20 protein-coding genes and 3 pseudogenes are annotated in these 21,962 nt (G+C 57.7%); 15 read left to right on the top strand and 8 right to left on the bottom strand.

Annotated elements, in window-relative coordinates:
• Positions 1-29 precede the first annotated feature (29 nt).
• The 8 genes from LKE28_06580 to LKE28_06545 all read right to left on the bottom strand — a co-directional run bounded on the left by LKE28_06580 (position 30) and on the right by LKE28_06545 (position 9,481).
• Positions 30-614 carry a TetR/AcrR family transcriptional regulator gene (locus LKE28_06580; GenBank protein MCH3907903.1) on the bottom strand — a complete coding sequence of 195 codons (585 nt, stop codon included), beginning with the start codon at positions 612-614 and terminating at the stop codon, positions 30-32.
• Between the two features lie 161 nt (positions 615-775).
• Entirely contained in the window at positions 776-3,295 is a 2,520-nt protein-coding gene (locus LKE28_06575; protein MCH3907902.1) for a bacterial Ig-like domain-containing protein, read from the bottom strand.
• Positions 3,292-4,134 carry a hypothetical protein gene (locus LKE28_06570; GenBank protein MCH3907901.1) on the bottom strand — a complete coding sequence of 281 codons (843 nt, stop codon included), beginning with the start codon at positions 4,132-4,134 and terminating at the stop codon, positions 3,292-3,294. The genes LKE28_06575 and LKE28_06570 overlap by 4 nt, the downstream gene beginning before the upstream one ends.
• Before the next feature lie 368 nt (positions 4,135-4,502).
• On the bottom strand, positions 4,503-5,201 hold the full coding sequence (locus LKE28_06565; protein MCH3907900.1) for an ABC transporter ATP-binding protein: 699 nt from the start codon (positions 5,199-5,201) through the stop codon (positions 4,503-4,505).
• Complete coding sequence (locus LKE28_06560) at positions 5,188-6,036, bottom strand: ABC transporter ATP-binding protein (protein MCH3907899.1); 849 nt, start codon at positions 6,034-6,036, stop codon at positions 5,188-5,190. Before LKE28_06560 ends, LKE28_06565 begins: the two co-directional genes overlap by 14 nt.
• Positions 6,033-7,442 carry a branched-chain amino acid ABC transporter permease gene (locus tag LKE28_06555; protein MCH3907898.1) on the bottom strand — a complete coding sequence of 470 codons (1,410 nt, stop codon included), beginning with the start codon at positions 7,440-7,442 and terminating at the stop codon, positions 6,033-6,035. Before LKE28_06555 ends, LKE28_06560 begins: the two co-directional genes overlap by 4 nt.
• A gap of 11 nt (positions 7,443-7,453) precedes the next feature.
• Positions 7,454-8,329: a branched-chain amino acid ABC transporter permease gene (locus tag LKE28_06550; protein MCH3907897.1), complete on the bottom strand. Its 876-nt coding sequence runs from the start codon at positions 8,327-8,329 to the stop codon at positions 7,454-7,456.
• A 135-nt stretch (positions 8,330-8,464) separates the two neighbouring features.
• The gene (locus LKE28_06545; GenBank protein MCH3907896.1) at positions 8,465-9,481 is read right to left on the bottom strand and encodes an ABC transporter substrate-binding protein; all 1,017 of its coding nucleotides are present in this window, start codon (positions 9,479-9,481) and stop codon (positions 8,465-8,467) included.
• A 473-nt stretch (positions 9,482-9,954) separates the two neighbouring features.
• On the opposite strand from LKE28_06545, the gene LKE28_06540 reads away from it, so the two are divergent.
• The 15 genes and pseudogenes from LKE28_06540 (at position 9,955) to LKE28_06470 (ending at position 21,916) form a co-directional block, all read left to right on the top strand.
• Entirely contained in the window at positions 9,955-10,482 is a 528-nt protein-coding gene (locus tag LKE28_06540; GenBank protein MCH3907895.1) for a GNAT family N-acetyltransferase, read from the top strand.
• An 82-nt stretch (positions 10,483-10,564) separates the two neighbouring features.
• Positions 10,565-10,819, top strand: a complete 255-nt coding sequence (locus tag LKE28_06535; protein ID MCH3907894.1) for an iron-only hydrogenase system regulator — start codon at positions 10,565-10,567, stop codon at positions 10,817-10,819.
• A gap of 165 nt (positions 10,820-10,984) precedes the next feature.
• A pseudogene (hydF, locus tag LKE28_06530) lies at positions 10,985-12,210 on the top strand ([FeFe] hydrogenase H-cluster maturation GTPase HydF).
• The gene (locus LKE28_06525) at positions 12,194-13,465 is read left to right on the top strand and encodes an aspartate ammonia-lyase (protein ID MCH3907893.1); all 1,272 of its coding nucleotides are present in this window, start codon (positions 12,194-12,196) and stop codon (positions 13,463-13,465) included. The pseudogene hydF and the gene LKE28_06525 overlap by 17 nt, the downstream one beginning before the upstream one ends.
• Complete coding sequence (locus LKE28_06520) at positions 13,462-13,953, top strand: hypothetical protein (protein ID MCH3907892.1); 492 nt, start codon at positions 13,462-13,464, stop codon at positions 13,951-13,953. The genes LKE28_06525 and LKE28_06520 overlap by 4 nt, the downstream gene beginning before the upstream one ends.
• Positions 13,889-14,149, top strand: a complete 261-nt coding sequence (locus tag LKE28_06515) for a hypothetical protein (protein MCH3907891.1) — start codon at positions 13,889-13,891, stop codon at positions 14,147-14,149. Before LKE28_06520 ends, LKE28_06515 begins: the two co-directional genes overlap by 65 nt.
• Positions 14,146-14,526 (top strand): hypothetical protein, encoded by a 381-nt coding sequence (locus LKE28_06510; GenBank protein ID MCH3907890.1) that lies wholly within the window; start codon positions 14,146-14,148, stop codon positions 14,524-14,526. The genes LKE28_06515 and LKE28_06510 overlap by 4 nt, the downstream gene beginning before the upstream one ends.
• Positions 14,520-15,284 carry a nitrogenase iron protein NifH gene (locus LKE28_06505; protein MCH3907889.1) on the top strand — a complete coding sequence of 255 codons (765 nt, stop codon included), beginning with the start codon at positions 14,520-14,522 and terminating at the stop codon, positions 15,282-15,284. Before LKE28_06510 ends, LKE28_06505 begins: the two co-directional genes overlap by 7 nt.
• Positions 15,278-16,330: a nitrogenase component 1 gene (locus tag LKE28_06500; GenBank protein ID MCH3907888.1), complete on the top strand. Its 1,053-nt coding sequence runs from the start codon at positions 15,278-15,280 to the stop codon at positions 16,328-16,330. The genes LKE28_06505 and LKE28_06500 overlap by 7 nt, the downstream gene beginning before the upstream one ends.
• Positions 16,246-16,608: a hypothetical protein gene (locus tag LKE28_06495; GenBank protein ID MCH3907887.1), complete on the top strand. Its 363-nt coding sequence runs from the start codon at positions 16,246-16,248 to the stop codon at positions 16,606-16,608. The genes LKE28_06500 and LKE28_06495 overlap by 85 nt, the downstream gene beginning before the upstream one ends.
• Positions 16,605-17,759: a nitrogenase component 1 gene (locus tag LKE28_06490; GenBank protein ID MCH3907886.1), complete on the top strand. Its 1,155-nt coding sequence runs from the start codon at positions 16,605-16,607 to the stop codon at positions 17,757-17,759. The genes LKE28_06495 and LKE28_06490 overlap by 4 nt, the downstream gene beginning before the upstream one ends.
• A pseudogene (locus LKE28_06485) lies at positions 17,756-18,517 on the top strand (nitrogenase iron protein NifH). The gene LKE28_06490 and the pseudogene LKE28_06485 overlap by 4 nt, the downstream one beginning before the upstream one ends.
• Positions 18,510-19,781 (top strand): nitrogenase component 1, encoded by a 1,272-nt coding sequence (locus LKE28_06480; GenBank protein MCH3907885.1) that lies wholly within the window; start codon positions 18,510-18,512, stop codon positions 19,779-19,781. The pseudogene LKE28_06485 and the gene LKE28_06480 overlap by 8 nt, the downstream one beginning before the upstream one ends.
• A complete protein-coding gene (locus LKE28_06475; GenBank protein MCH3907884.1) occupies positions 19,778-20,821 on the top strand; it encodes a hypothetical protein in 1,044 nt (347 codons plus the stop codon). Before LKE28_06480 ends, LKE28_06475 begins: the two co-directional genes overlap by 4 nt.
• Positions 20,818-21,916 (top strand): annotated as a pseudogene (locus LKE28_06470) (Sua5/YciO/YrdC/YwlC family protein). The gene LKE28_06475 and the pseudogene LKE28_06470 overlap by 4 nt, the downstream one beginning before the upstream one ends.
• Positions 21,917-21,962: the final 46 nt, after the last annotated feature.

The raw sequence follows: 21,962 nt of genomic DNA, 5'->3' as shown, positions 1-21,962 counted from the left end.
TTTACCAAAAGATTGCGTTGTCCAACGGACTACGGTTCTGTGTTCCCTTCAAAGAAAAATGCCATCAATCCGGAAAGTTCCTTGACCGCCGCCTGTTGGTTGAAGTTCCCATTGGCGGAAAGGGCAAGCGTAAGCATCCCATGGATGGCATAGATGATGGACCGCACCATGAGCTCCTCCTGCCCCGGATACTTTTTTTCCAGCATCTCCAGATATCCCGAACGGAGCGCCAGCAACCTCTGTTCCATGGCCTGGTATCCCGTTTCATCCTCAGGGCGACGGAAATCATGGAAATAGAAGAAACGATACACGTTGGGAAACTGGAAGAAATATTCCATGTAATCAAGAAACGCTTTCTGCAGTCCATCCATGGACGGTCGGTTCTCTTTCCTCCCGCCAGCCAATCGGGCAACCATGTCGTCGATCATATCCAGCCGAAGCGCCCACAGAAGATCATCAAGATCGCGGTAGTAGTGGTACAACAACGGAAAGGTATACCCTGCCCGCTCCGCCACCTTCCGTACGGTGACGGCTTCATACCCCTCCTCCAAGACGATCTGCTTGGCCGCATCAAGGAGTTTGCGTTCCGCTGTGGTGTCGTTCGTTGAAGGCATACGGCTCCCATTCTCTATATTTAACTTAGTTAAACATACCAATCAGTCCCTTTTTTGTCAATGGCTCGGTCATGGAGAGAAAGAACAAAGAAACGGAATGGCATGGGATGGACAGGAAAGGTACAAAGCACCTATCCATCCCACCAGAGTCCCCCTGATGATCATTGGCCTGCCCAACGCAGATACGGGAAACCACCTTCAGAGAGCCCCCATACCTGAGAGGTTCCGGTAAGGTTCCATGTGGCGCTCCCCGTCCAATTGGCGGCTGTCGTGAAGAAACTTACAGATTTGAGTTCCGCCAGCGTCTTGTCGGCGCCATCTTTACTGGAAGCATCAGAAGAACTCCGGGGCGATCCCCCTACCGTCATTGCCGAATTGGCGTAATTATTGGTAAGAGTGATGGAGAGGGGCGTCGTATACCCCTGCAGCTGCGCAAAAATTCGATTTATATTTCCACTTCCACCCGAAGAGAGCGTTCCCATTGCGGCGAATGAGTTCTTGACCGTGACTTCGCCACCGGTCACTTTTCCCAACATACCACTGACATTGTTTTGCCCGCTGACATTTCCTGTCGCGTAACAGGAATCAATGACGGTCGATCCACTTGCGTCCCCTACCAACCCACCAAAATTGATATAATAACTCCCGGTTCCTGTGACATCGCCGGTCGCGTAGCAGGATGTGATCTGCGTTGATCCACTGGCCGTCCCCACCAAGCCTCCGATATTATAACTTGCTCCCGTCACATTCCCTGTCGCAAAACAAGCCTGGATGGTGCTGGATTCACTCTCACCCACCAGCCCACCAGCTTTCGAATAAGTTGTGGAACTTGAAGACACGTTCCCCGCAGAAGCAGATGATGCGATATGATAATTCTTTGCATATCCGACAAGGCCTCCCACATAATACCCGCTTGCCGATATCGTTCCCGTCACCATACAGAGCTCGATGGTAGCGGCTCCTCCCGTCGAGCCATCTGCATACCCCACCAGACCACCAACATAAAAGGGACCCGTCACATTGACATCGGACAAAAGGACATTCTTGATGGTGGCGTTCGATACATAGCCAAACAACCCAGCGCCATTTTGGGTGACGGATATTTCCATGTTGGAGATCGTATGTTCCCTCCCGTCAAACTGTCCGGTAAAGGGATTTCCGGAGTTTCCTACGGGAATCCAGTTTGTCCCCGTCTCCGCCAAACCGTCCAAATCGATATTCGCCCCCACCTCGATAATGGCATCCATTTGGAGGGTCCCCGTATAGGTGTAATTGTTCGTGATGTGGTTTGCGATCCGCTCCAACTGGGCGGCAGTCGTAGCGATATACGGATACGCCTCCGTTCCAGCTTGTACGGTGACAGAAACGGTGGTATTCTGCCCTCCATAGGACACCGTCACCGTCGTAGTGCCTCCGGTTGTCAATACAGCAGGAGTAGCCATCAGGCCGGAATCATCCCAGTTCACAATCGATGTCGAACTATCCGTATAGGTAGCCTGTAGTTCCAAACCAGTAAGATCAAGGGACTCCCTGGCCAAGTATGCCGTCTTGGTCGGCTGTGTCGTCACAACAATGCTTGAGACGGCAGGCTGGACAGTGATGTTGAAGGAAACGTCCTTTCCTCCAAAGGAAAGGGTCACGCTCTGCGTACCATACGGAGACAATGTCGACCCACTCCCAGGGCTCGCCGTCAGACCGGAATCTCCCCAGTTCACATTCGATGTCGAGTTATCCGTATACGTGGCCGTAATCATCAATCCGGTCAGGTTGAGCGTTTCTCCCTGTGTGTACGTCGTCTTGGTCGGTTGCGTCGTGACAGCAATGGATGATACAGCGGCGGCACCCACGGCAACGTCTTGCGTGGTGGTCTTCCCGCCATAAGTCAGGGTAATACTCGTCAATCCCTGGGTGTCCAGTGTTGAACCTTGGGCAGTACTCGATGTCAAACCGGAATCACCCCAGTTCACGTTTGAAGTCGAGTTATCCGTATTCGTGGCCGTAATCACCAGTCCGCTCAGATCCAGGGTCTCGCCCTTGGCGTAGGATGTCTTGGAGGGAGGAGTTGTCACTGAGATTAAGGAGACTATTGGCGCACCCACGGTAACGTCTTGCGTGGAGGTCTTACCTCCGTAAGTCAGGGTAATATTTGTTGTTCCCTGATTGCTCAACACCGAGCCTTGTGCAGTACTTGATGTCAGATCTACAGCTCCCCAGTTCACATTCGATGTTGAGTTATCCGTATACGTGGCCGTAATCACCAGCCCGCTCAGATCCAAGGACTCCCCTTGGGCGTAGGTCGTCTTGGTCGGCGGCGTCGTGACAGCTATGGATGATACAACAGCAGCACCCACGGTAACGCTCTGCGTGGTAGTCTTCCCACCGTAGGAAAGGGTCGTGCTGGTCGTGCCCTGGGTGTTCAATGTCGAGCCATGGGCAATGCTCGATGATAGACCTTCGTCTCCCCAGGAGATGGCTTCAGAGCGCCCGTTTGCATAGGACGCAGTGACGACAAGGCCTTCCAAGGACAATGTCTCGCCTTGCGCGTAGGCTGTCTTGGTCGGCTGTGTCGTTACCGAGATGCCGCTCAATGGGAATTCGATCCCTTCCATGCAACTCATCACAAAGGCTGCGCAAGCAACAATGAGAACCAGAATAACGCTTCGTTTCAGCCATTCTTTCATCTTGTGCCTTCAATGCGGGTTTCACAGAGCAACCGCACTCCCACCGAATCCCTGTATCCCGTACTTTGGTGCTGCCACAACGCTTCAAGGCCAAGATCGACATGATCCCCAATCAAAAACGTTCCACCCACACCGGCAATCCACACCACTCCGGTAAACGGGACATCAAAACCGCGGTACACCATGATATTTTGTGCGTGTTCCCGCATCGCCGTCGTCTCGATTCCGCCCAACACGTAGAGAGACGCTTTCCCCCAATCCATCCGTACCCGGGGCAACACTCCAAAACCGAGGATGTTGAACGTCCCGTCATACCCTTCGCTGTCAAAGAGATACATCTGATACGCCACATGGGCGACCAGGCCGAAATCGATGCGGGGCGTGATCATCAACAGATTCTTAACATCAATGCCCAGCGTTGCCTCGGGGACGATCTTCCCATACGCTCCAAACGTGTCGCCTTCCTGCTCACGGACGGTGAAGAGAGCACCGGTTGTCAAACGGGCGCCCCATTGGATTGATGAAGCGGGAACCATGGCTTTTCCACCCGTCCCTTCTATCTGGGACGCGATTCCCGATGGTCCCCAGGCTTTTCCATCGTATGATTGTTGTACATACAGCTTGTGGTTTGCACCTTCTTTCGGATTGGGAAATACGTACGTTCGGACGGTTGAGCTGACCACCGTCCACTTGTTGTCATCTTCGCCATCCACTTGATACCGGAAAAACTGAACTCCGTCCTCACTTGGGCGCCAGATCCATGCCACAGAGGACGCCGCCCACAGCACGCCCAACCCCATGGACATCATGAGGATCAAGAGAAGCAATACACGTTTCATCAAAGGCTCCTTTGGGAAAGAAAAAGCTCTGAATACGGAGGGGGAATGGGTACGAACGAGTTACCGTGATGAGTATAGTCCCCCTACAAACGAAGCCATTCGGAAAACACCTATCTGGTATGTTTTTCCGCTTATTTGGTAAAGAGACCATCAGGAAGAAGCAGGAAACAAGAAACATCAATCGAAATGCGGATCCCGCAAACCAACCTCACGGCAATGGACAAACAGGATCCAGGCATCCAGCAAGAAGACATTTCCAAAGTTGCTCACGAGGTATCCCGTGACAGCAGGCCAAAAAGAAAAGAGCTGTCAAGAAATCCGTTCCCCGAACGTTCCCAACAGCCCCTGCATCGTATGGACAGGTATGATCACTTTCCCAGATACGCTTTCTTGATCGCCTCGTTCTTCAACAGTTCCTTTCCGGGACCACTGAGGGTGATGCGCCCCGTCTCCATCACGTAGCCGACATCGGCGATTCTCAGGGCCATGTTGGCGTTCTGCTCGATCAGAAGAACCGTCACTCCCAGCTTGTTGATCTCCTTGATGATGTCGAAGATCTCCTTGACGACCAACGGGGCGAGGCCCAGGGACGGCTCGTCCATCATGATCAACTTGGGACGGGACATCAGGGCACGGCCTACGGCAAGCATCTGCTGCTCGCCTCCGGAGAGCGTACCGGCCGCCTGCCAGGAACGTTCCTTCAGACGGGGGAAAAGGCTGTACACCCAGTTGATGTCATCCTGCAGGTCATCGCTGCGGAGATAAGCGCCAACCTTCAGGTTTTCCAGTACGGTAAGGTCGGGAAACACCCTCCGGCCCTCAGGAACCATCGTGATGCCCTTGGAGACGATCTTGTAGGGATGCAGTCCCGTCACGTCTTCCGCCTGGAAGTGGATCCGACCGCTCTTGATGTTCACCAAGCCGGAGATTGCCCGGAGCGTGGTGGACTTGCCGGCGCCGTTGGCGCCGATCAACGTGACGATCTGTCCTTCCTCCACCTGAAAGGAAATCCCCTTGACCGCTTCGATGCCACCATAACTGACACAGAGATCATCAATCCTCAGCATTGTCGCTCACTCCCAGATATGCATCGATCACCCGCTGGTTGCTTGACACTTCCTCAGGGGTTCCTGTCGCGATGAGTTTTCCGAAGTCCAGCACGTAGATGCGGTCGGAAATCTGCATGACGATGTCCATGTGATGCTCGATCATGAAGATCGCCAGATGGTACTCGTCCCGGATCTGCTTGACGAACTGGGCCAGTTCGTTGGTCTCCTGGGGGTTCATCCCCGCCGCCGGCTCGTCAAGGAGCAGCAACTTCGGCTCGGTGGCCAACGCCCGGGCGATCTCAAGACGCCGCTGGATGCCATACGGCAGGGATCCGGCCACCTCATCCTTCAGCTGGTACAGTCCCTGCTGCTCCAGGAGCGTTTTAGTCTCGGAGCGCATCCTCGCCTCTTCCGCACGATTCAGGCGAAGCGTCGCCGAGAGGAAATTCTGCTTGGCGCGCATATGCTTGGCGATCAACACGTTGTCGAAGACGGACAGGGCGCTGAACAGCCGGATGTTCTGGAACGTCCGGGCGATCCCCTTCTGGGTGATCCTGTCCGGCGTCGGGCTGATGACGTTGGCGAACTCCGTCTTGTCGTCACCGGCGTACAGCTTCTTCATCTTCCCCTGCGGATGGTTCTCCACGATGGGCTCTCCCATGAACACCACCCTGCCGTTGGTCGGCTCATACACTCCGGTGATACAGTTGAACGCCGTGGTCTTGCCAGCCCCGTTGGGGCCGATCAAGGCGACGATCTCCCCCTGGTTCACCTCCAGGTTCAGGTCATTGACGGCGACCACACCTCCGAACTGCATGGTGATATGATCCAATTGAAGTACGTTGTCGCTCATGCTTCGGACTCCTCATGCGTTTTGGCGATCCGCTTCTTTTTCAACTGCGCGATCATCGCGGGAAGCTCCTTGTCCCCGAACATGCCGTTGCGGAAGAACAGCACGACGATCATGATGACGACGGAGAACACCACCATACGGAAGCCGTTTCGCAGCAGTGGCAACGTAGTCTGTCCGGACGCGGTGAAGATCGAAATCCATCCGATCAAAAGGAGGGCCACCAACAACAGCAACGCTTTCTTGTACAGCTTGGTCTCCGGCTTCCGGTTTTCCCTGCGGACCAACAGCCACGCTCCGGCGACCACCACCAAAGCGAACCCGATGATGAACGAAATCCGTCCGGTGGACGCTGCTGTGGCGAACGTCACCTTCTCGTCCAGGAACCGCAGCCACCATTCGGAAGACGCCACATACAGGAACGTGGCGAGCACCGAACCGGAGACGGAACCGATACCGCCGATCACCACGATCAACAGGATCTCGTAAGTCATCGTGGAAGTGAACACCTTCGCCTGGGCGTTTGCCGCGTACATGGCGAACAACGCGCCACCGACACCGGCGAAGAACGAGGAGATGCAGAAGGAAAGACGCTTGTGCTTGGCCAGGTTGATGCCCATCGCCTCGGCGGCGATCTCATCTTCCCGGATCGCCTTGAACGCCCGTCCATAGGAAGAGTTGATCAACAGAACGATGAACACGATGCAGGCGATCGAGACGATGAACGGGATCACCGTGGACAGCCGGAGGATCACCTTCCCACTGGCATTGGTGATGTTGAAGCTGGAGAACGTCGGGAAACTCTTGATCATGTTGGCGCCGTTGGTTACCGGCCCCAGCGTCTGCCACTGGAAGATGGCGCGGATGATCTCGGCGAACCCCAGCGTGGCGATGGCCAGATAATCACTGGTGAACCGGAGCACTACCGCGCCGATCAACCAGGCGAAGAAGGCCGCGACGAATCCGGCCAGGATCAACGCCAAAAGGACGCCGAGGATCAAACTGACCACACCCCCCGCTCCGGTGGTACCGAAGATCATTCCAAACAGGTCCTGGAACGAGAATTTGATCGCCGAACCTCCGAACAGGTAGTACACCGCGTCTTTCTTCGCCGCGGGTACGGTGAAGATCGCATAGGTATAGGCGCCAAGGAGCATGAATCCCGCCTGCCCCAGACTGAACAATCCGGTAAAGCCGTTGAGAAGATTCAGGCTGACGGCCAGCAACGAATACACGGCACCTTTTTTCAATACGGTGAACAACTGACTGGTGGGAAGCAGCACCTTGGGGATGGAACTGCGCGGAATGAAATTCTGCAGGTTCTCGATAAGAACCAGAAACCCGAGGAACAGCAGGCAGATCAGAAAATACTTCAACGATTTGTGGGAATGGTTTGTGGTAGGTTCCATGGGTGTGCTCCTCATACCTTTTCCGTCGCTTTCTCACCAAACAGCCCGGTGGGTTTGAACACCAGAATGACGATCAACAGGGCGAAGGTGAACGCATCAGAGAAGATGGTGAAGTGGGTGCTCTTGATCAGGTTCTCGCAGATTCCGATGATGAACGACCCGATGACCGCTCCGGGAATGCTGCCGATCCCCCCAAACACCGCGGCGACGAACGCCTTCAGCCCCGGCATGGCGCCGGAGGTGGGGACGATGGCCGGATAGTTGGTGAAGTACAGGATGGAACCGACGGCGGCAAGCGCCGAGCCGATCACAAAGGTCAGGGAGATGATCGAATTGATCTTGATGCCCATCAATTGGCTGGTTTCGAAGTCCTTCGCCACGGCGCGCATCGCCATGCCGACCTTGGTCCGGTTGATCAACAGCGTCAGCGCGAAGACCAGCGCCAGTACCAAAAACGGGGTGAGGATCACCACCCACTTGGTCGGCGTTCCGGCGATGGTCACCGTGCTGGAGAGCACAGGAAGTGACGGATAGGACATCGGCTGCCCACCGGTCAGGTACGTCGCCGTGTTCTGGATCAGGTAACTGACACCGATGGCGGAGATCATCACCGACATACGGGGGGATGAGAGAAGCGGCTCATAGGCGACCCGCTCGATGACGAAGCCAAGGACGATGGTCAGGATGACCACCAAAGGCAACGCGAGATACAGCGGCAAGGAAGCGGAAAAGTAGATGCCCATCAACCCCGCGGCCATGAAAACGTCCCCATGGGCGAAGTTGATCAACCTCAGAATCCCGTATACCATCGTATACCCTATGGCGATCAGAGCGTACTGCCCTCCTACCGCCACACCTGAAATCAGAATGGAAATGAAAAAATCCATGCATTCCCCCCGACAGATGGTTTTCCGTTACAAATGAATACGCTTCCCTCAATCGAAGCGTATTCGTTTCTCCCAGAAACACAGAGGGACTCCTGACAGACTTCCGTCAGGAGTCCGTTACTCCAACAGAGAAACCTAGATGGTCTGCATCGTCTCGAATTCCCATGCGCCATTGTTGTTGGAACGCTTGATGTACGCCGTGTTCCGGATGGCGTCGCCGTTGACCTGGTCGAACGCGATCTTTCCGGATACGCCTTCATACGTGACGCCCCAAATGGCTTTCTTGATGGCAGCCGGATCCACGGAACCAGCCTTCTTGATGGCCTCGAGGGCCACATAGTAGGCATCGTAACCCATGGCGGTCACGGCGGCGATGATGTCGTTGCCACCGTTGGCGGTCAAGGCAGCGGAATCGGAATTGATGTACTTCTTGATGCCCGCGTCAAACTTCTCGTTGCCGCCTTCCTGGTAGAAGGTGGAGACGTACAGCTTGATGTTCGTGCCGGACGTGGCGTTGAGGACCATGTTGTCGTCCAGCGTGTCGGAACCGAGGAACGGAGCGGTGATGCCCAGAGACGCCGCCTGGCGGAGGATCTGGGTGGAATAGGCGATGGAAACCGGCGTGAAGATTACATCAGCGCCTTCATTCTTCGCTTTATTCAGATAGGAGGTGAAATCGGAGTTGTTGGTCGGGAACGAGTCGGTGATGACTTTTCCACCGGCAGCCTCGAACGCCTGCTTGAAGAAGGCGATCAACCCCTGGTCGTATTCGTTTCCCGCCTCACCAAGGCAGTACACGGTCTTCGCGTTGAACTTGTCAATGGCGAAGTGCGCCAGGACGGTGCCCTGGAACGGATCAAGGAAACAAATGCGGAAGTAGTAGTCGTTTCCCGCCGTGACGTTCGGGTTGGTGCAGGTGACACCGATGGCGGCCAGACCCGCATCATCAAATACCGGACCTCCCGCGATGGAAACGCCGGAACCATAGGAACCGAGCACAACGGCAACGCCTTCACTGACCAGCTGAGAAGCGGCGGAAGGAGCCTTGTCCGTCGAGGATCCATTGTCCGCAGCCACCAGCTGAACCTGATAGGTGGTCCCCGCCACATCTACCGTCGGAGTCTCTTTGTTGGCGTACTGCATGCCAAGCATTTCTTTCTTGCCACCGGATGCGGAATCGCCCGTGGACGGTTCAAAAATACCAATTTTGACGACTTTCGCGCTCGCCTGTTCTGTTGCGCCACCCGCAAACAGAGGAACAAAGGACACGAGCACAAGGATGACCAAGCAAAGTGATACAAGTCTCTTCATAACTCTTCGCCTCCCAGCGTGTTTGATTGGAAATGATAGCGTAAGTACATCCTGGTGCGCAAGAAATGTCAGTTGGAAAACGAGAGAAATGCAACAATTTTTGATAAAAGTAACAAATTGTTGCCGTGTTGCAACAGGATGTACAGACAGAAACAGAAGATTTGATGGCAAGGAGGACGAATCCCTTTCCCTATGCAACAAATCGCAACATCTCTTCTTTTGTTTGGTTTTTCTCTTTCCACCACCCATCCCACGCCATCCCCGTCTTGCATTGATTTCCTGATTCGAAGAGCATGGTTTGCAAGGAGAACAGGATGTGGGAACTGCAAACGGAACGGCTCATTCTCAGGGAAATGACGGAAACCGATCTCCCGGCTCTCTGTGCGATCATCCAGGACCCGCTGACGATGTACGCCTACGAGGGACCGATGAGTGATGAGGAGACACGGGGCTGGATGAAGAGACAGCAGGACCGCTACCACCGTGACGGATTTGGCCTGTGGGCGGTCGTTCAGAAGGAAAGCGGCAAAATGATCGGCCAGTGCGGCCTGAGTTGGCAGGAGACGGACACCGACCGGGTCCTTGAGATCGGGTACCTGTTCAACCGCTTGTTCTGGCACCAAGGATACGCCATTGAAGCGGCCGCCGCTTGCAAACGGTACGCGTTTGGCACGCTGCAGGCAAATGAGGTGTGCTCCCTCATCCGCGACACAAACCTGCCGTCGATGAATGTCGCCATCCGCAACGGAATGCTGGTACGAAGACGTTTCATCAAGTTCTACCGGGGCGTCTCCATGCCACATCTGGTCTTCTCCGTCCGGAACATTGCTTCCCATGCATGATTTCCTTCGCCATACCGATTTCAGGATTGCTTTTTCCCAAGGGACCTTTATAATGGAACGGTATGTACAAGGAGGAACCGAGATGGATACCAGAGTCGCCTTGATCGCCATCATCGCGAAAACCAATGATTGCGCCGATCGCATCAACGCACTGCTCCATGAGTACCGGGCCTACATCATCGGACGCCTGGGGCTTCCGTACCGCGAAAAAGGGATCAACATCATCACCGTCGCCATCGACGCCCCAGAGGACATCATCAACAGTCTTGCGGGAAAAATTGGCCGTATCGAGGGGGTGAACGCCAAGACCGTCTATTCCAACGAACTTGGCCACTGAGGCCAGGCTTCATACATACAACATCATCCTGACGTCGAAAACGCGTTTTGAGACGGAAGACATGAGAACACTTTCCACCGCATTCCATCGTGAGAAGCCGTATCGGTCGTCAGGATACGGCAGATTGAGGTCTTTCCCCTCGGGGGAAAAGGATGGATGCGGAATATGGGATTACAGGACACACCGGCGGCAAACCGGGTGCACATCGGATTCTTCGGACGACGGAACGCAGGAAAATCCAGCATCGTCAACGCGGTGACCGGACAGCAGCTCGCCGTGGTCTCCCCGATCAAGGGAACCACGACCGACCCGGTGTACAAATCAATGGAGTTGCTTCCCCTGGGTCCGGTGATGATCATCGACACCCCGGGATTCGATGACAGCGGGGAATTGGGAACGCTCCGGATCCAGAAAACACGCCAGGTGCTGAACAAAACAGACATCGCCGTGCTGGTGACCGACATCTCCGAACCACTTGGAGCCTGTGAACAGACGCTGGTCGACCTGTTCCACCAAAAGGACATCCCCTACCTCATCGTCCGCAACAAGTGTGATCTGACAAAGACACCCCCCGCCATCGGTCCGGATGAAGTGCTGACCAGCGCGACGGAGGGTATCGGCATCACCGAGCTGAAGGAGCGGATCGCCACTCTGGTTCCCACGGACGACGGGAAACTTCGCATCGTCGGAGATCTGATCCACCCGGACGATTTCGTCGTGTTGGTCGTCCCCATCGACAAGGCGGCTCCCAAAGGCCGTCTGATCCTCCCCCAGCAGCAGACCATCCGGGACATCCTGGAAGCGGACGCCACCGCCGTGGTCGTCAAGGAATACGAACTCCGCTCCACCCTTTCCCAGCTGGGAAAGAAACCGGCCCTGGTGATCACCGACAGCCAGGTGTTCGCCAAAGTGGCGGCTGACACCCCGCCGGACATCCCGATGACCTCGTTCTCCATTCTGATGGCCCGCTCCAAAGGCTTCCTCCGTACCGCCGTCCAAGGAGTCGCCGCCATCGACCGCCTTGAGGACGGTGAGACCGTGTTGATCGCCGAAGGATGCACCCATCACCGGCAGTGCGACGACATCGGGTCGGTGAAGATCCCCCGGTGGTTGAGAAACTACACAGGAAAAGACATCGCCATCAAGACGGTCTCCGGCATGGAATACCCCGATGACCTCACCCCGTACGCATTGGTGCTGCAGTGCGGCGGGCTGCATGCTTACCGAGCGGGAAGTCCGTTACCGGATGAAGTGCGCCGAGGACCAAGGGGATTCCGTTCACCAACTACGGCATCACCATCGCCGCCATGCAGGGAATCCTCAAGCGGTCCATCAGCATGTTCCCCGACCTGCTCTCAGAACTGGAGGCATCCCATGCCGCAGTACGGTGAAGAGACGCAACGGGCTGTAGGAAACTTTCCCCTCCACCACAAACGAACCGACCTCCGACTGATCTACGCCATCGCCGACGTGAAGAAGGCCGCAGCCCAGACCTACCGGGAACTGGGAATCAAACCCCAGGTGTACCAGGCCATCATCACCGTCTGCGACCGCATCACCGCCGGGGAGCTGGATGACTGCTTCCCCACCGAGGCGCTGCAAGGCGGAGCGGGAACCTCCACCCACATGAACGTCAACGAGGTGATCGCCGGCGAAGCGTCGCGATTGCTTGGATTCCCCGTCCACCCGATCGACGACGTGAACAAGGGACAGTCCACCAACGACGTCTACCCCACGGCACTGCGGATCGCCGCCATCCGGCTTCTTCGGAATCTCAGCGACGCCTGCGCCAAGCTGCAGGAAGCGTTGCAACGCAAAGAAAACGCATGGGAAGCGATCCCCAAGCTGGGACGCACCGAACTGATGGACGCCGTCCCCATCACGCTGGGTGAGGAATTCGGCGCCTATGCCCAGGCCATCGCCCGTGACCGGTGGCGCCTGTACAAGGTGGAGGAACGCCTCAGGCAGGTCAACATCGGCGGGACGGCCGTCGGGCGGTATGATACCGCCAGCCGGGCGTATCGGTTCCGTGTCATCGAGATCCTCCGCCAAAACACCGGCATCGGTCTGGCTGAAGCGGAATATCCGATGGACCTCACCCAGAACAACGACGTGTTCGTCGAGGTCTCCGGACTCCTCAAGGCACTTGCCGTCAACCTGATCAAGATCGCCGGGGACATCCGGCTGATGGCCTCCGGGCCGAAAGGGGGACTGGGAGAACTTCATCTTCCCGAACTGCAGAAAGGCAGCAGCATCATGCCGGGGAAGGTCAACCCGGTGATCCCCGAGATGGTGATCCAATGCGGGATCCGTGTCATCGCCAACGACACGGCCATCACGCTGGCCGCCGCCCACGGGGAATTCGAACTGAACGCGTTCCTTCCCTTGATCGCCGACAGCCTCCTGGAGAGCCTGTCGCTTCTGGAACGGGCTGTGACGCTGTTCCAGGAGAAATGCGTCGGCACGCTCCAGCCGGATCAGGCGCATTGCAAGGCGCTTTTGGACCAATCCTACGCCAAAGCGACATCGTACGTCCCCACGCTGGGGTATGACACCGTCGCAGCCATCGTGAAAGAAAATCCCGACGCCGTCCAAGCGCTGGCCAAGCTGGACGAGATGGTCCGACAAAAGGAGCAGAAGGCATGAAGAACAAACCGTTGATCGACCAACTGGAAAAGACCCACACGCTGGATCTTACCCAATGGGAAGCGCTGCTTTCCCAGTGGGACGATGAAGACCGCGCCTACGCTGCCGGGGTCGCCCGGCGTCTTTCCCAACAGCGCTTCGGCACCACCATCTACGTCCGTGGCGTGGTGGAATTCTCCAACTACTGCCGCAACGACTGTCTGTACTGCGGCATCCGGCATTCCAACGCCAACGCCATCCGCTACCGGATGACCAAGGAACAGATCCTATCCTGTTGCCAGGATGGCTACCAGCTGGGATTCCGAACCGTTTGTGCTGCAGAGCGGCGAGGATCCCTGGTTCACCACCGACCGGATGGCGGACATCGTCTCGTCCATCAAGAAACGGTTTCCCGACTGCGCCGTCACGCTCTCCATCGGAGAGATGGCGACACAAGCCTACCAAACGCTGTTCGACGCCGGGGCGGACCGGTACCTGTTGCGCCATGAGACGGCCGATCAAGCGCACTACCAGAAGCTCCACCCCTCCTGGCAGTCCTGGAACAACCGGATGCGATGCCTGAGGGATCTGAAGGCCATCGGCTACCAGACGGGATGCGGCTTCATGGTCGGCTCTCCGTACCAGAGCCCCCATTGTCTGGCAGAGGACATGGTATTCATCACGTGCGTTCCATCCCTCATATGATCGGCATCGGTCCGTTCATCCCCCACAAGGACACTCCGTTCGCAAAAGAGCCGGCCGGCTCTCTGGAGCTGACGTTGTACCTGCTCAGCCTGTGCAGGATCGCCTGCCCGGATGTACTCTTGCCTGCCACCACCGCGCTGGGGACGATCCACCCGGAAGGACGGGAGATGGGAGTGCTTGCCGGAGCCAATGTGATCATGCCCAACCTGACGCCCCACGATGTGCGGAAAAACTATCAGCTGTACGACCACATGCGCTCGGTGGACATCGGCACCAACCTGATGCAGTCCGATCTGGAAAAACGCATGGAGGCCATCGGATACCACCTGTCCATTTCCCGAGGGGATTATCACCAGGAAGGAGGGCAGGCATGTTGAAACTCGCAGTGTATGGCAAAGGGGGCATCGGAAAATCCACCACCGTCTCCAACCTCTCCGTGGCGCTCTCCGAACGGGGTCTGGTCGTCATGCAGATCGGCTGTGACCCCAAGGCGGACTCCACAAGCAGCCTGCACGGGGGAACCACCATCCCCACCGTGCTGGATCTGGTGCGCAAGGGCACGCCGTTCTCCCTCTCCGACATGGTCCACACCGGATACCACGGCGTGCTGTGCGTCGAAGCAGGCGGCCCGCTTCCCGGACGGGGATGCGCCGGGCGCGGCATCATCGCCGCGTTGGAGAAACTTGCCGAGAAAGGGGCGTATGACGTCTACAAGCCGGACGTGGTGATCTACGACGTCCTGGGGGATGTGGTCTGCGGGGGATTTTCCCTGCCGATGCGCTCAGGATACGCTGATATGGTGTACATCATCACCTCCGGGGAGCACATGTCCATCCATGCCGCGGCGAACATCGCCATGGCGGTGCAGGGATACCAGGGACGGGGGTACGCCACTCTGGGCGGACTGATCCTCAACCGGCGCAACGTTCCGAAGGAAGAGGAAAACGTCCAGGAACTGGCCGACGACTTCCACACCTCCATCGTCGGTCGTCTGGATTGGAGCGAAACGGTCCGGGAAGCGGAACCGCTGGGCAAGACGGTGCTTCAGGCATTCCCCCAGAGCCCCATGGCGGGCCAGTACCGGATCCTGGCCGACCAGATACTCGCCCGCTGTACGAAGGAGAAGGCATGCTGAACGTTATCACCAGAATGGAGGCGGTAAAAGCAATGACCATCCCCATCAAGGATGCGGCCTTTCCCGCGCCCTTCCCGTCGGTCCTGGAGTACAACGCTCCGGTCCGGGGTCCCTGGAACATCGTCAACACCGGCATGCTGGTCCCCCAGTCCCACCAGGTGTTCGTCTGCGCCCAAGGGTGTCTGAGAGGCGTGATCCTCACCGCGGCGGAGATGAACGCCATGGATCGGATGTCCTGGGTCACCGTAGACGAAGATGACCTGGTGGACGGAACGATGGAACAGGACATCGTTGACGGCACGGAGCGGATCCTCCGACGGATGGGAACATTACCCCGGGCCGTGCTGGTGTTCGTCAGTTGCGTCCACCTGTTCGCCGGATGTGACGTGGAGCATGCCATCAAGGAACTCGGAAAGCGTTTTCCTGAGGTGGACTTCCTGGAATGCTTCATGACCCCGACGATGCGTAAGAGCGGCCTCACCCCGGACCAGTTGACCCGCCGCCAGATGTATTGCCCGCTCCGGCCGGTGACCAAGGACCCCGGTTCCGTCAACATCATCGGCAACGACCTGTCCATCGCACCATCCAGCGAACTGCTCTCCCTGCTCCACAGCGCGTTCCACACCGTCCGTGACATCACCTGGTGCAGGAACTATGAGGAATTCCTCCAGATGGCCCAAAGCTCCGTCAACCTCACCACCCATCCGATGGCCATTCCCGCCGGAGAGGAACTGGAGCGACGGCTTGGACAGAAACATCTTCACCTGCCGTTGAGTTATGATCCCATGGAGATCATCGAAGGGTACCGGAAGCTCTGTGAACTGGCGGGGATATCCCTTCCCGATTTCACCCAAAACGCAGAAAAGGCGGAAGAGGCGCTCCGCGGGCAAAACAGATCATCGGCGACACGCCGATCGCCATCGACTACACCGCCACGCCCCGACCCCTTTCACTGGCGCGGATGCTCCTCTCCCACGACTTTTCCGTCACCGGCCTGTACACCGACACCTTCCTGGAAGAAGACAAAAACGATTACCAGTGGCTGAAGGAACATCACCCCAATCTTTCTGTCACGGCGACGGTGGCGCCATCGATGCGCTTCGCAGCGAAAGGATCCCATCAAGGGCAGCTACTGGCCATCGGCCAGAAAGCCGCCTACTTCAGCGGGACGCGACACTTCGTCAACATCGTCTCCGGTGGCGGAATGTATGGGTTTGACGGCATCGTTCGTCTTGCCCATGCCATGACCGACGCGCTCCGTGAGGAGAAGGACACCCGGCTGGTCATCCAGAGGAAAGCGCTGGGATGTGAGAGTTGCCTATGACCCATACGGCAAACCGCATTTCCATCTATGCCGCTGACACTTCGGGTGTCTGTTCGGCATTGTACGAGTTGGGAGGCCTTTCGGTGATCCACGACGCCTCCGGCTGCAACTCCACCTACACCACCTTTGACGAACCCCGGTGGTATGACTCGGAGAGCATGGTCTGCATCTCGGCGCTGACGGAAACGGACGCCATCATGGGCAACGACGAGAAGCTGGTCTCCGACATCACTGAGGCGGCACGGGAGCACTCACCCCGTTTCATCGCCCTGTGCGGCTCGCCGGTGGCGATGATGATCGGCACCGATTTTCCCGCCATCGCCCGGGAAGTGGAACAGAGGACCGGCATCCCATCGTTTTCCGTCTCCACCAACGGCATGCACTCCTATCTGGAAGGAGCCTCCCGTGCATGGGTGGCCCTGATCGACCGGTTCTGCAAAGCCGACGCCATCCGTACGCCGACACCCTCAGTCAACATTCTGGGAGCCACCCCGCTGGACTTTTCCTTGAACGGGACGATCCAGGCCATCGGCCAATGGCTCTCTGACAACGGTTTCTCCGTCATCTCCACCCTGGCCATGGGAAGCACGCTGGAACAGATATCCCATGCGGGAAGCGCATGGGTGAACCTGGTCATCTCGTACAGTGGCCTCGCTGTGGCACAGGAACTGAAACGCAGATTCGGAACTCCGTACGTCGTGGGGGTTTCCTATGGAACCACATTCGCCGAAACGCTGGGAATAGCGCTTCACCAGGCGGCAGAACAAAGGACAACGCTGTATCCGTGCGTCCAGAGACGGGCAACCACCCAAGAGCAGCCGCTTGTCGTCGTCGGGGAAAGCGTCGCCTCCGGTTCACTCGCATCAGCCATTTGGCAACAGACGGGGCAGCCGGTGCGGGTGCTCTGCCCGCTGGAAACAACCGACGCGCTTCTGGCCCCGGATGATGTCCGGATCCCTGATGAATCCACAATGGAAGCGCAGTTTCTCCTCGCTGGGGGCATCATCGCGGATCCTCTGTACCTTCCGCTCCGTCCAAAGGACGTACCGTTGTACCGACTCCCCCACGTGGCGTTCTCCGGCAGGTGTTTCCCAAAAGAGATTCCCAATCTGATCAACAAACCGATCCATCTGGAGGAAACGATATGGTGAAAATCGCCATCTATGGCAAAGGCGGCATCGGCAAATCCACCGTCACCAGCAATCTCAGCGCCGCCCTGGCGCTGTTGGGCAAGAAAGTCATCCAGATCGGCTGCGACCCCAAGGCGGACTCGACGATCAACCTGCTGGAAGGACAGCAGGTCATCCCGGTGATGGAGTATGTCCGTCAACATGACGCGGAACCGGATTCCATCGACGCCATCGCAAAAGAAGGGTTCGGGCACGTGCTGTGCATCGAAACCGGCGGGCCGACCCCAGGCCTGGGGTGTGCCGGACGGGGGATCATCACGACGTTCCACCTGCTGGAGGATCTGAACCTGTTTGAAACCTTCCAGCCGGATGTGGTGCTGTACGACGTCCTTGGGGATGTGGTCTGCGGGGGATTCGCCGCTCCGATCCGGGAAGGGTATGCCTCCCATGTGTTGATCGTCACCTCGGGGGAGAAAATGGCGCTGTACGCGGCGAACAACATCTTTACCGCCGTCCAGAATTTCGCCGACCGGGGATACGCCACCGTACGGGGCATCGTGTGCAACCGCCGGAACGTGGCGGGGGAAACGGAAAAAGTCCAGGCGTTCGCGACAAAGACGGGAATCCCCATCATCGCCGACATTCCCCGCAGCGATGACATCATCCGCTACGAGGACCAAGGGAAGACGGTCATCGAAGGGGATCCCACCCTGCCGGTAAGCCAGATCTTCCTGAACCTTGCCAAGACGTTGCTCAAGGAGGTGGAGGACCATGCCTGAACCGTACGGTATCACCGCCGAAGCGCTGGCCGCCAGAGGAAGGACGGACATCCCCAACGAACTGCGCTCCGCCACCCATTTGATCTACAGCTCCCCCGCCACGCTTTCATTCAACGCTCCCGGCGCCCAAGGAGTCGGGGTCAAACGGGCCGGCCTGGCTATTCCCGGGTCGGTGATGCTCCTTGTCTCTCCGGTCTGCTGCGGACGGAACACCGGAGGCGTAGGATACGATGAACGTTGCTTCTACCTGTCACTGGATGATACGGACATCGTCACCGGGCGGCATCTGTCCGCGCTGACCGACGCCGTACAGGAGGTATGCCAGCGCTGTCACCCAACCCCGACGGTGGTGATGATCTGCATCACCTGCGTGGACGCGCTTTTGGGAACGGATATGGAGCGGGTCTGCAGAAAAGCGGAAGCAGCCGTCGGGATCCCCGTCCGTCCCTGCTCCATGTACGCGCTGACACGGGAAGGAAGACTTCCCCCGATGGTCGCCGTACGACAGACCGTCTACTCACTGCTCACGCCAATGAAACGGAGACGGGATGCCGTCAACATCCTGGGATTCTTCTCGCCGCTCCAAGACGAGTGTGAACTGTACCGACTGCTATCCAAAAACGGAGTGCGCCAGATCCGGGAGATATCCCGGTGCAGGACGTTCCAGGAGTATCAGGAGATGGCACAGGCGAACTTCAACCTGGTGCTCAACCAGGAAGCCCGTCTGGCGGCGCAGGACATGGAACGGAATCTGGGAATCCCCAGCGTCGAACTGGTGCGCATGTACCAGCTGGACAAGATCCACAACCAGTATCGCCTGCTCGGCCAGGTCACCGGAATGGATATGGAGGACCAGGAAGACTACCAGGCGGCGGAAGAGGCCATCGAGCGTTTTCGCTCCCATCACCCCGAGGCTCGCTTTTCCGTCGGCGAGTGGGCAAACGCCGACCCCTTCGAACTCTCCCTGGCGCTGCTTCGCTACGGCTTCGTCGTTCCTGAAATCTTTGGCACGGTGGGGGACGCCAATTTCCCCTACCTTGCCAACATCGCCCGACTCAGTCCAGAAACAAACATTTACTCCAACCTGTCCCCTTCCATGTTGTACTACGATCCATCCCGCACCCCGGTGGACGTCGTCATCGGCAAGGACGCGGCATACTCCCATCCGGGCGTTCCCGCCGTTCCGTGGAACGAAGAACCCCAGCCGTTCGGGTATACCGGCGTGAAGGCATTGTTCGACGCGCTGGAAAGGAGCATGGCATGAAACGACACGTCTCATCGCTGCCTCCGTTCGCGCCGGACATGTCCGGTGCGGTCTCCGCCCTGTTCGGCATGGGTGGCTTGATCGTCATCTGTGATGCCGGTGGCTGTACCGGCAATGTCTGCGGCTTTGATGAACCGCGGTGGTTCACCCGAAAGAGCGCCATCTTCAGCGCCGGACTGCGTGACATGGACGCCATCCTGGGACGGGACGACCAGCTGGTGGGCAAGGTGCAGGATGCCATGAAGGTCATCGACGCCCCGTTCTCCGTTCTGGTCGGCACGCCGGTGCCGGCGGTCATCGGCACCGATTTTCGTGCCCTGAGAAAACTCCTCGAAACAAAGATCCACAGGCCGGCCCTGACCATCGAGACCACCGGAACCCAGTGGTACGACGTCGGAGAAGAGAAGGCCAACCTCGCCCTGTTCCAAACCTTCGCCACCAAGGCATTCCCCCAAAAGCCAGAGTCAGTGGGAATCCTGGGAGCCAGCCCGCTGGATTGTTCCTGTCTGACCATCGGGGAAACATGGAAGCGGCACTTTCGGAAGGAAGGCATACCAACCGTCGTCTGCTATGGGATGGATGATGGATTGGATGCGGTGAAACAGGCATCCGCCATCCAGCGGAACCTGGTCGTCTCCCCCTCCGGTCTTCCCGCGGCCCGATACCTCAGGGAGACATTCGGGACTCCGTACGACGTCGGGTTCCCGCTTTGCTCCGACACGCTGGACCAACAACTTGCCTCTCTTGTCGGCCTCCGTGTCCTGGTGATCCACCAACAGGTGCTTGCCAACGAAATCCGGAACACCATCCGGAAAAACGGGGATGCCGACGTGACGGTGGCAAGCTGGTTCCTTCTGGACGACGAGCTGAAGCAAGATGGTGATTTCATGCTCCACAACGAGGATGAGTTTGCACAAATCGTGCAGAAAGAACAGTATCAGGCCATTGTTTGTGACCGTGCGCTGTGGCGGGCCATCCCGTCGTTCGACGGAATCCTTGTCGATCTTCCCCATTTCGCCGTATCCGGGAGGCTGGTATGAGCGGGACGAATTCGGTGCGGGTGCGCGTCTACGGCATCGTCCAGGGCGTCGGCTTCCGGCCGTTCGTCAAGAGGATCGCCGACCGGTTCGGCATCATGGGAAGCGTGGCCAACAAAGGCTCGTACGTCGAAGTGCACGCCCAAGGAAAACAGGCGGTGCTTCAGATCTTCCTGAAGGCCCTCAAACAGGAAGCCCCGCCGCGGTCGGCCATCCTGAACATCGAAGTGACGCCGACGGAAGAAACGCCGGAGCGGGACTTCTCCATCATCACCAGTGAACGGGACGAAGGGGACATCTACGTCTCCCCGGACATCGCCACCTGTGATGCCTGCAAACAGGAGTTGTTCGACAAAACCAACCGCCGGTATCTCCACCCGTTCATCAACTGTACGGCGTGCGGTCCCCGGCTGACCATTCTGGAATCGATGCCGTACGACCGGGAGCGGACCACCATGAAAGAGTTCCCCATGTGCCCGTCCTGTGAAGCGGAGTACACCCATCCGGAAACACGACGGTACGACGCCCAACCGGTCTGCTGCAACGACTGCGGTCCGGAGGTGTACCTGTTGGGACGGAAGGAACGGGGGAAGGAGGCCATCACCGCGGCACGGAGGGCCATCATGCAGGGGGAAATCGTCGCCGTCAAAGGGATCGGGGGCTTCCACCTGTGCTGCGACGCCACCAACGAGGAAGCGGTCAAGAGGCTCCGCGTGCTGAAACATCGTCCGATGAAACCGTTCGCCGTGATGCTACAAGGATCTGCCCACCGTACACCGGGAATGTGTGGTGCTTCCCGGAGAACAGGAGATCCTGGACGGGCACCAGAAGCCGATCCTCCTTCTACGGAAACGAGCGGAAGGAAGACTCTGTCCGTCCATCGCGCCAGGCAACCCGACCGTCGGGGTGATGCTTCCCTACGCGCCGCTTCAGATGCTCCTGTTCACCTATGACGACGACCTGTCCATGACGGACGCTCTGGTGATGACCAGTGGCAACGTCTCCGGGGCTCCGATCTGCCGCAGTGACGAGGATGTCACCAAGGAGATCGCCGGCTACTGCGATCTGGTGCTGTCCCACAACCGGAAGATTCTGATCCGCGCCGATGACTCGGTGATGGATTTCTTTGAGGGAAAACCGTACA

Origin of the sequence: Sphaerochaeta sp., assembly GCA_022482495.1 — a bacterium.
GTDB lineage: Bacteria > Spirochaetota > Spirochaetia > Sphaerochaetales > Sphaerochaetaceae > RUG023.
The sequence above is the reverse complement of the archived record's forward strand: the minus strand, read 5'-3'. Positions and strand labels throughout refer to the sequence as shown.

Bases quoted from the DNA above. Each gene is read 5' to 3' on its own strand.
- LKE28_06515 (MCH3907891.1), top strand. From the start codon at position 13,889: ATGGCGACACAAGCCTACCAAACGCTGTTCGACGCCGGGGCGGACCGG.
- LKE28_06525 (MCH3907893.1), top strand. From the start codon at position 12,194: ATGCCGCAGTACGGTGAAGAGACGCAACGGGCTGTAGGAAACTTTCCC.
- LKE28_06535 (MCH3907894.1), top strand. From the start codon at position 10,565: ATGGATACCAGAGTCGCCTTGATCGCCATCATCGCGAAAACCAATGAT.
- LKE28_06545 (MCH3907896.1), bottom strand. From the start codon at position 9,481: ATGCTTGGCATGCAGTACGCCAACAAAGAGACTCCGACGGTAGATGTG.
- LKE28_06475 (MCH3907884.1), top strand. From the start codon at position 19,778: ATGAAACGACACGTCTCATCGCTGCCTCCGTTCGCGCCGGACATGTCC.
- LKE28_06565 (MCH3907900.1), bottom strand. From the start codon at position 5,201: ATGCTGAGGATTGATGATCTCTGTGTCAGTTATGGTGGCATCGAAGCG.
- LKE28_06500 (MCH3907888.1), top strand. From the start codon at position 15,278: ATGCTGAACGTTATCACCAGAATGGAGGCGGTAAAAGCAATGACCATC.
- LKE28_06490 (MCH3907886.1), top strand. From the start codon at position 16,605: ATGACCCATACGGCAAACCGCATTTCCATCTATGCCGCTGACACTTCG.
- LKE28_06550 (MCH3907897.1), bottom strand. From the start codon at position 8,329: ATGGATTTTTTCATTTCCATTCTGATTTCAGGTGTGGCGGTAGGAGGG.
- LKE28_06495 (MCH3907887.1), top strand. From the start codon at position 16,246: ATGCTCCTCTCCCACGACTTTTCCGTCACCGGCCTGTACACCGACACC.
- LKE28_06540 (MCH3907895.1), top strand. From the start codon at position 9,955: ATGTGGGAACTGCAAACGGAACGGCTCATTCTCAGGGAAATGACGGAA.
- LKE28_06510 (MCH3907890.1), top strand. From the start codon at position 14,146: ATGATCGGCATCGGTCCGTTCATCCCCCACAAGGACACTCCGTTCGCA.
- LKE28_06555 (MCH3907898.1), bottom strand. From the start codon at position 7,442: ATGGAACCTACCACAAACCATTCCCACAAATCGTTGAAGTATTTTCTG.
- LKE28_06520 (MCH3907892.1), top strand. From the start codon at position 13,462: ATGAAGAACAAACCGTTGATCGACCAACTGGAAAAGACCCACACGCTG.
- LKE28_06575 (MCH3907902.1), bottom strand. From the start codon at position 3,295: ATGAAAGAATGGCTGAAACGAAGCGTTATTCTGGTTCTCATTGTTGCT.
- LKE28_06570 (MCH3907901.1), bottom strand. From the start codon at position 4,134: ATGAAACGTGTATTGCTTCTCTTGATCCTCATGATGTCCATGGGGTTG.
- LKE28_06480 (MCH3907885.1), top strand. From the start codon at position 18,510: ATGCCTGAACCGTACGGTATCACCGCCGAAGCGCTGGCCGCCAGAGGA.
- LKE28_06505 (MCH3907889.1), top strand. From the start codon at position 14,520: ATGTTGAAACTCGCAGTGTATGGCAAAGGGGGCATCGGAAAATCCACC.
- LKE28_06560 (MCH3907899.1), bottom strand. From the start codon at position 6,036: ATGAGCGACAACGTACTTCAATTGGATCATATCACCATGCAGTTCGGA.
- LKE28_06580 (MCH3907903.1), bottom strand. From the start codon at position 614: ATGCCTTCAACGAACGACACCACAGCGGAACGCAAACTCCTTGATGCG.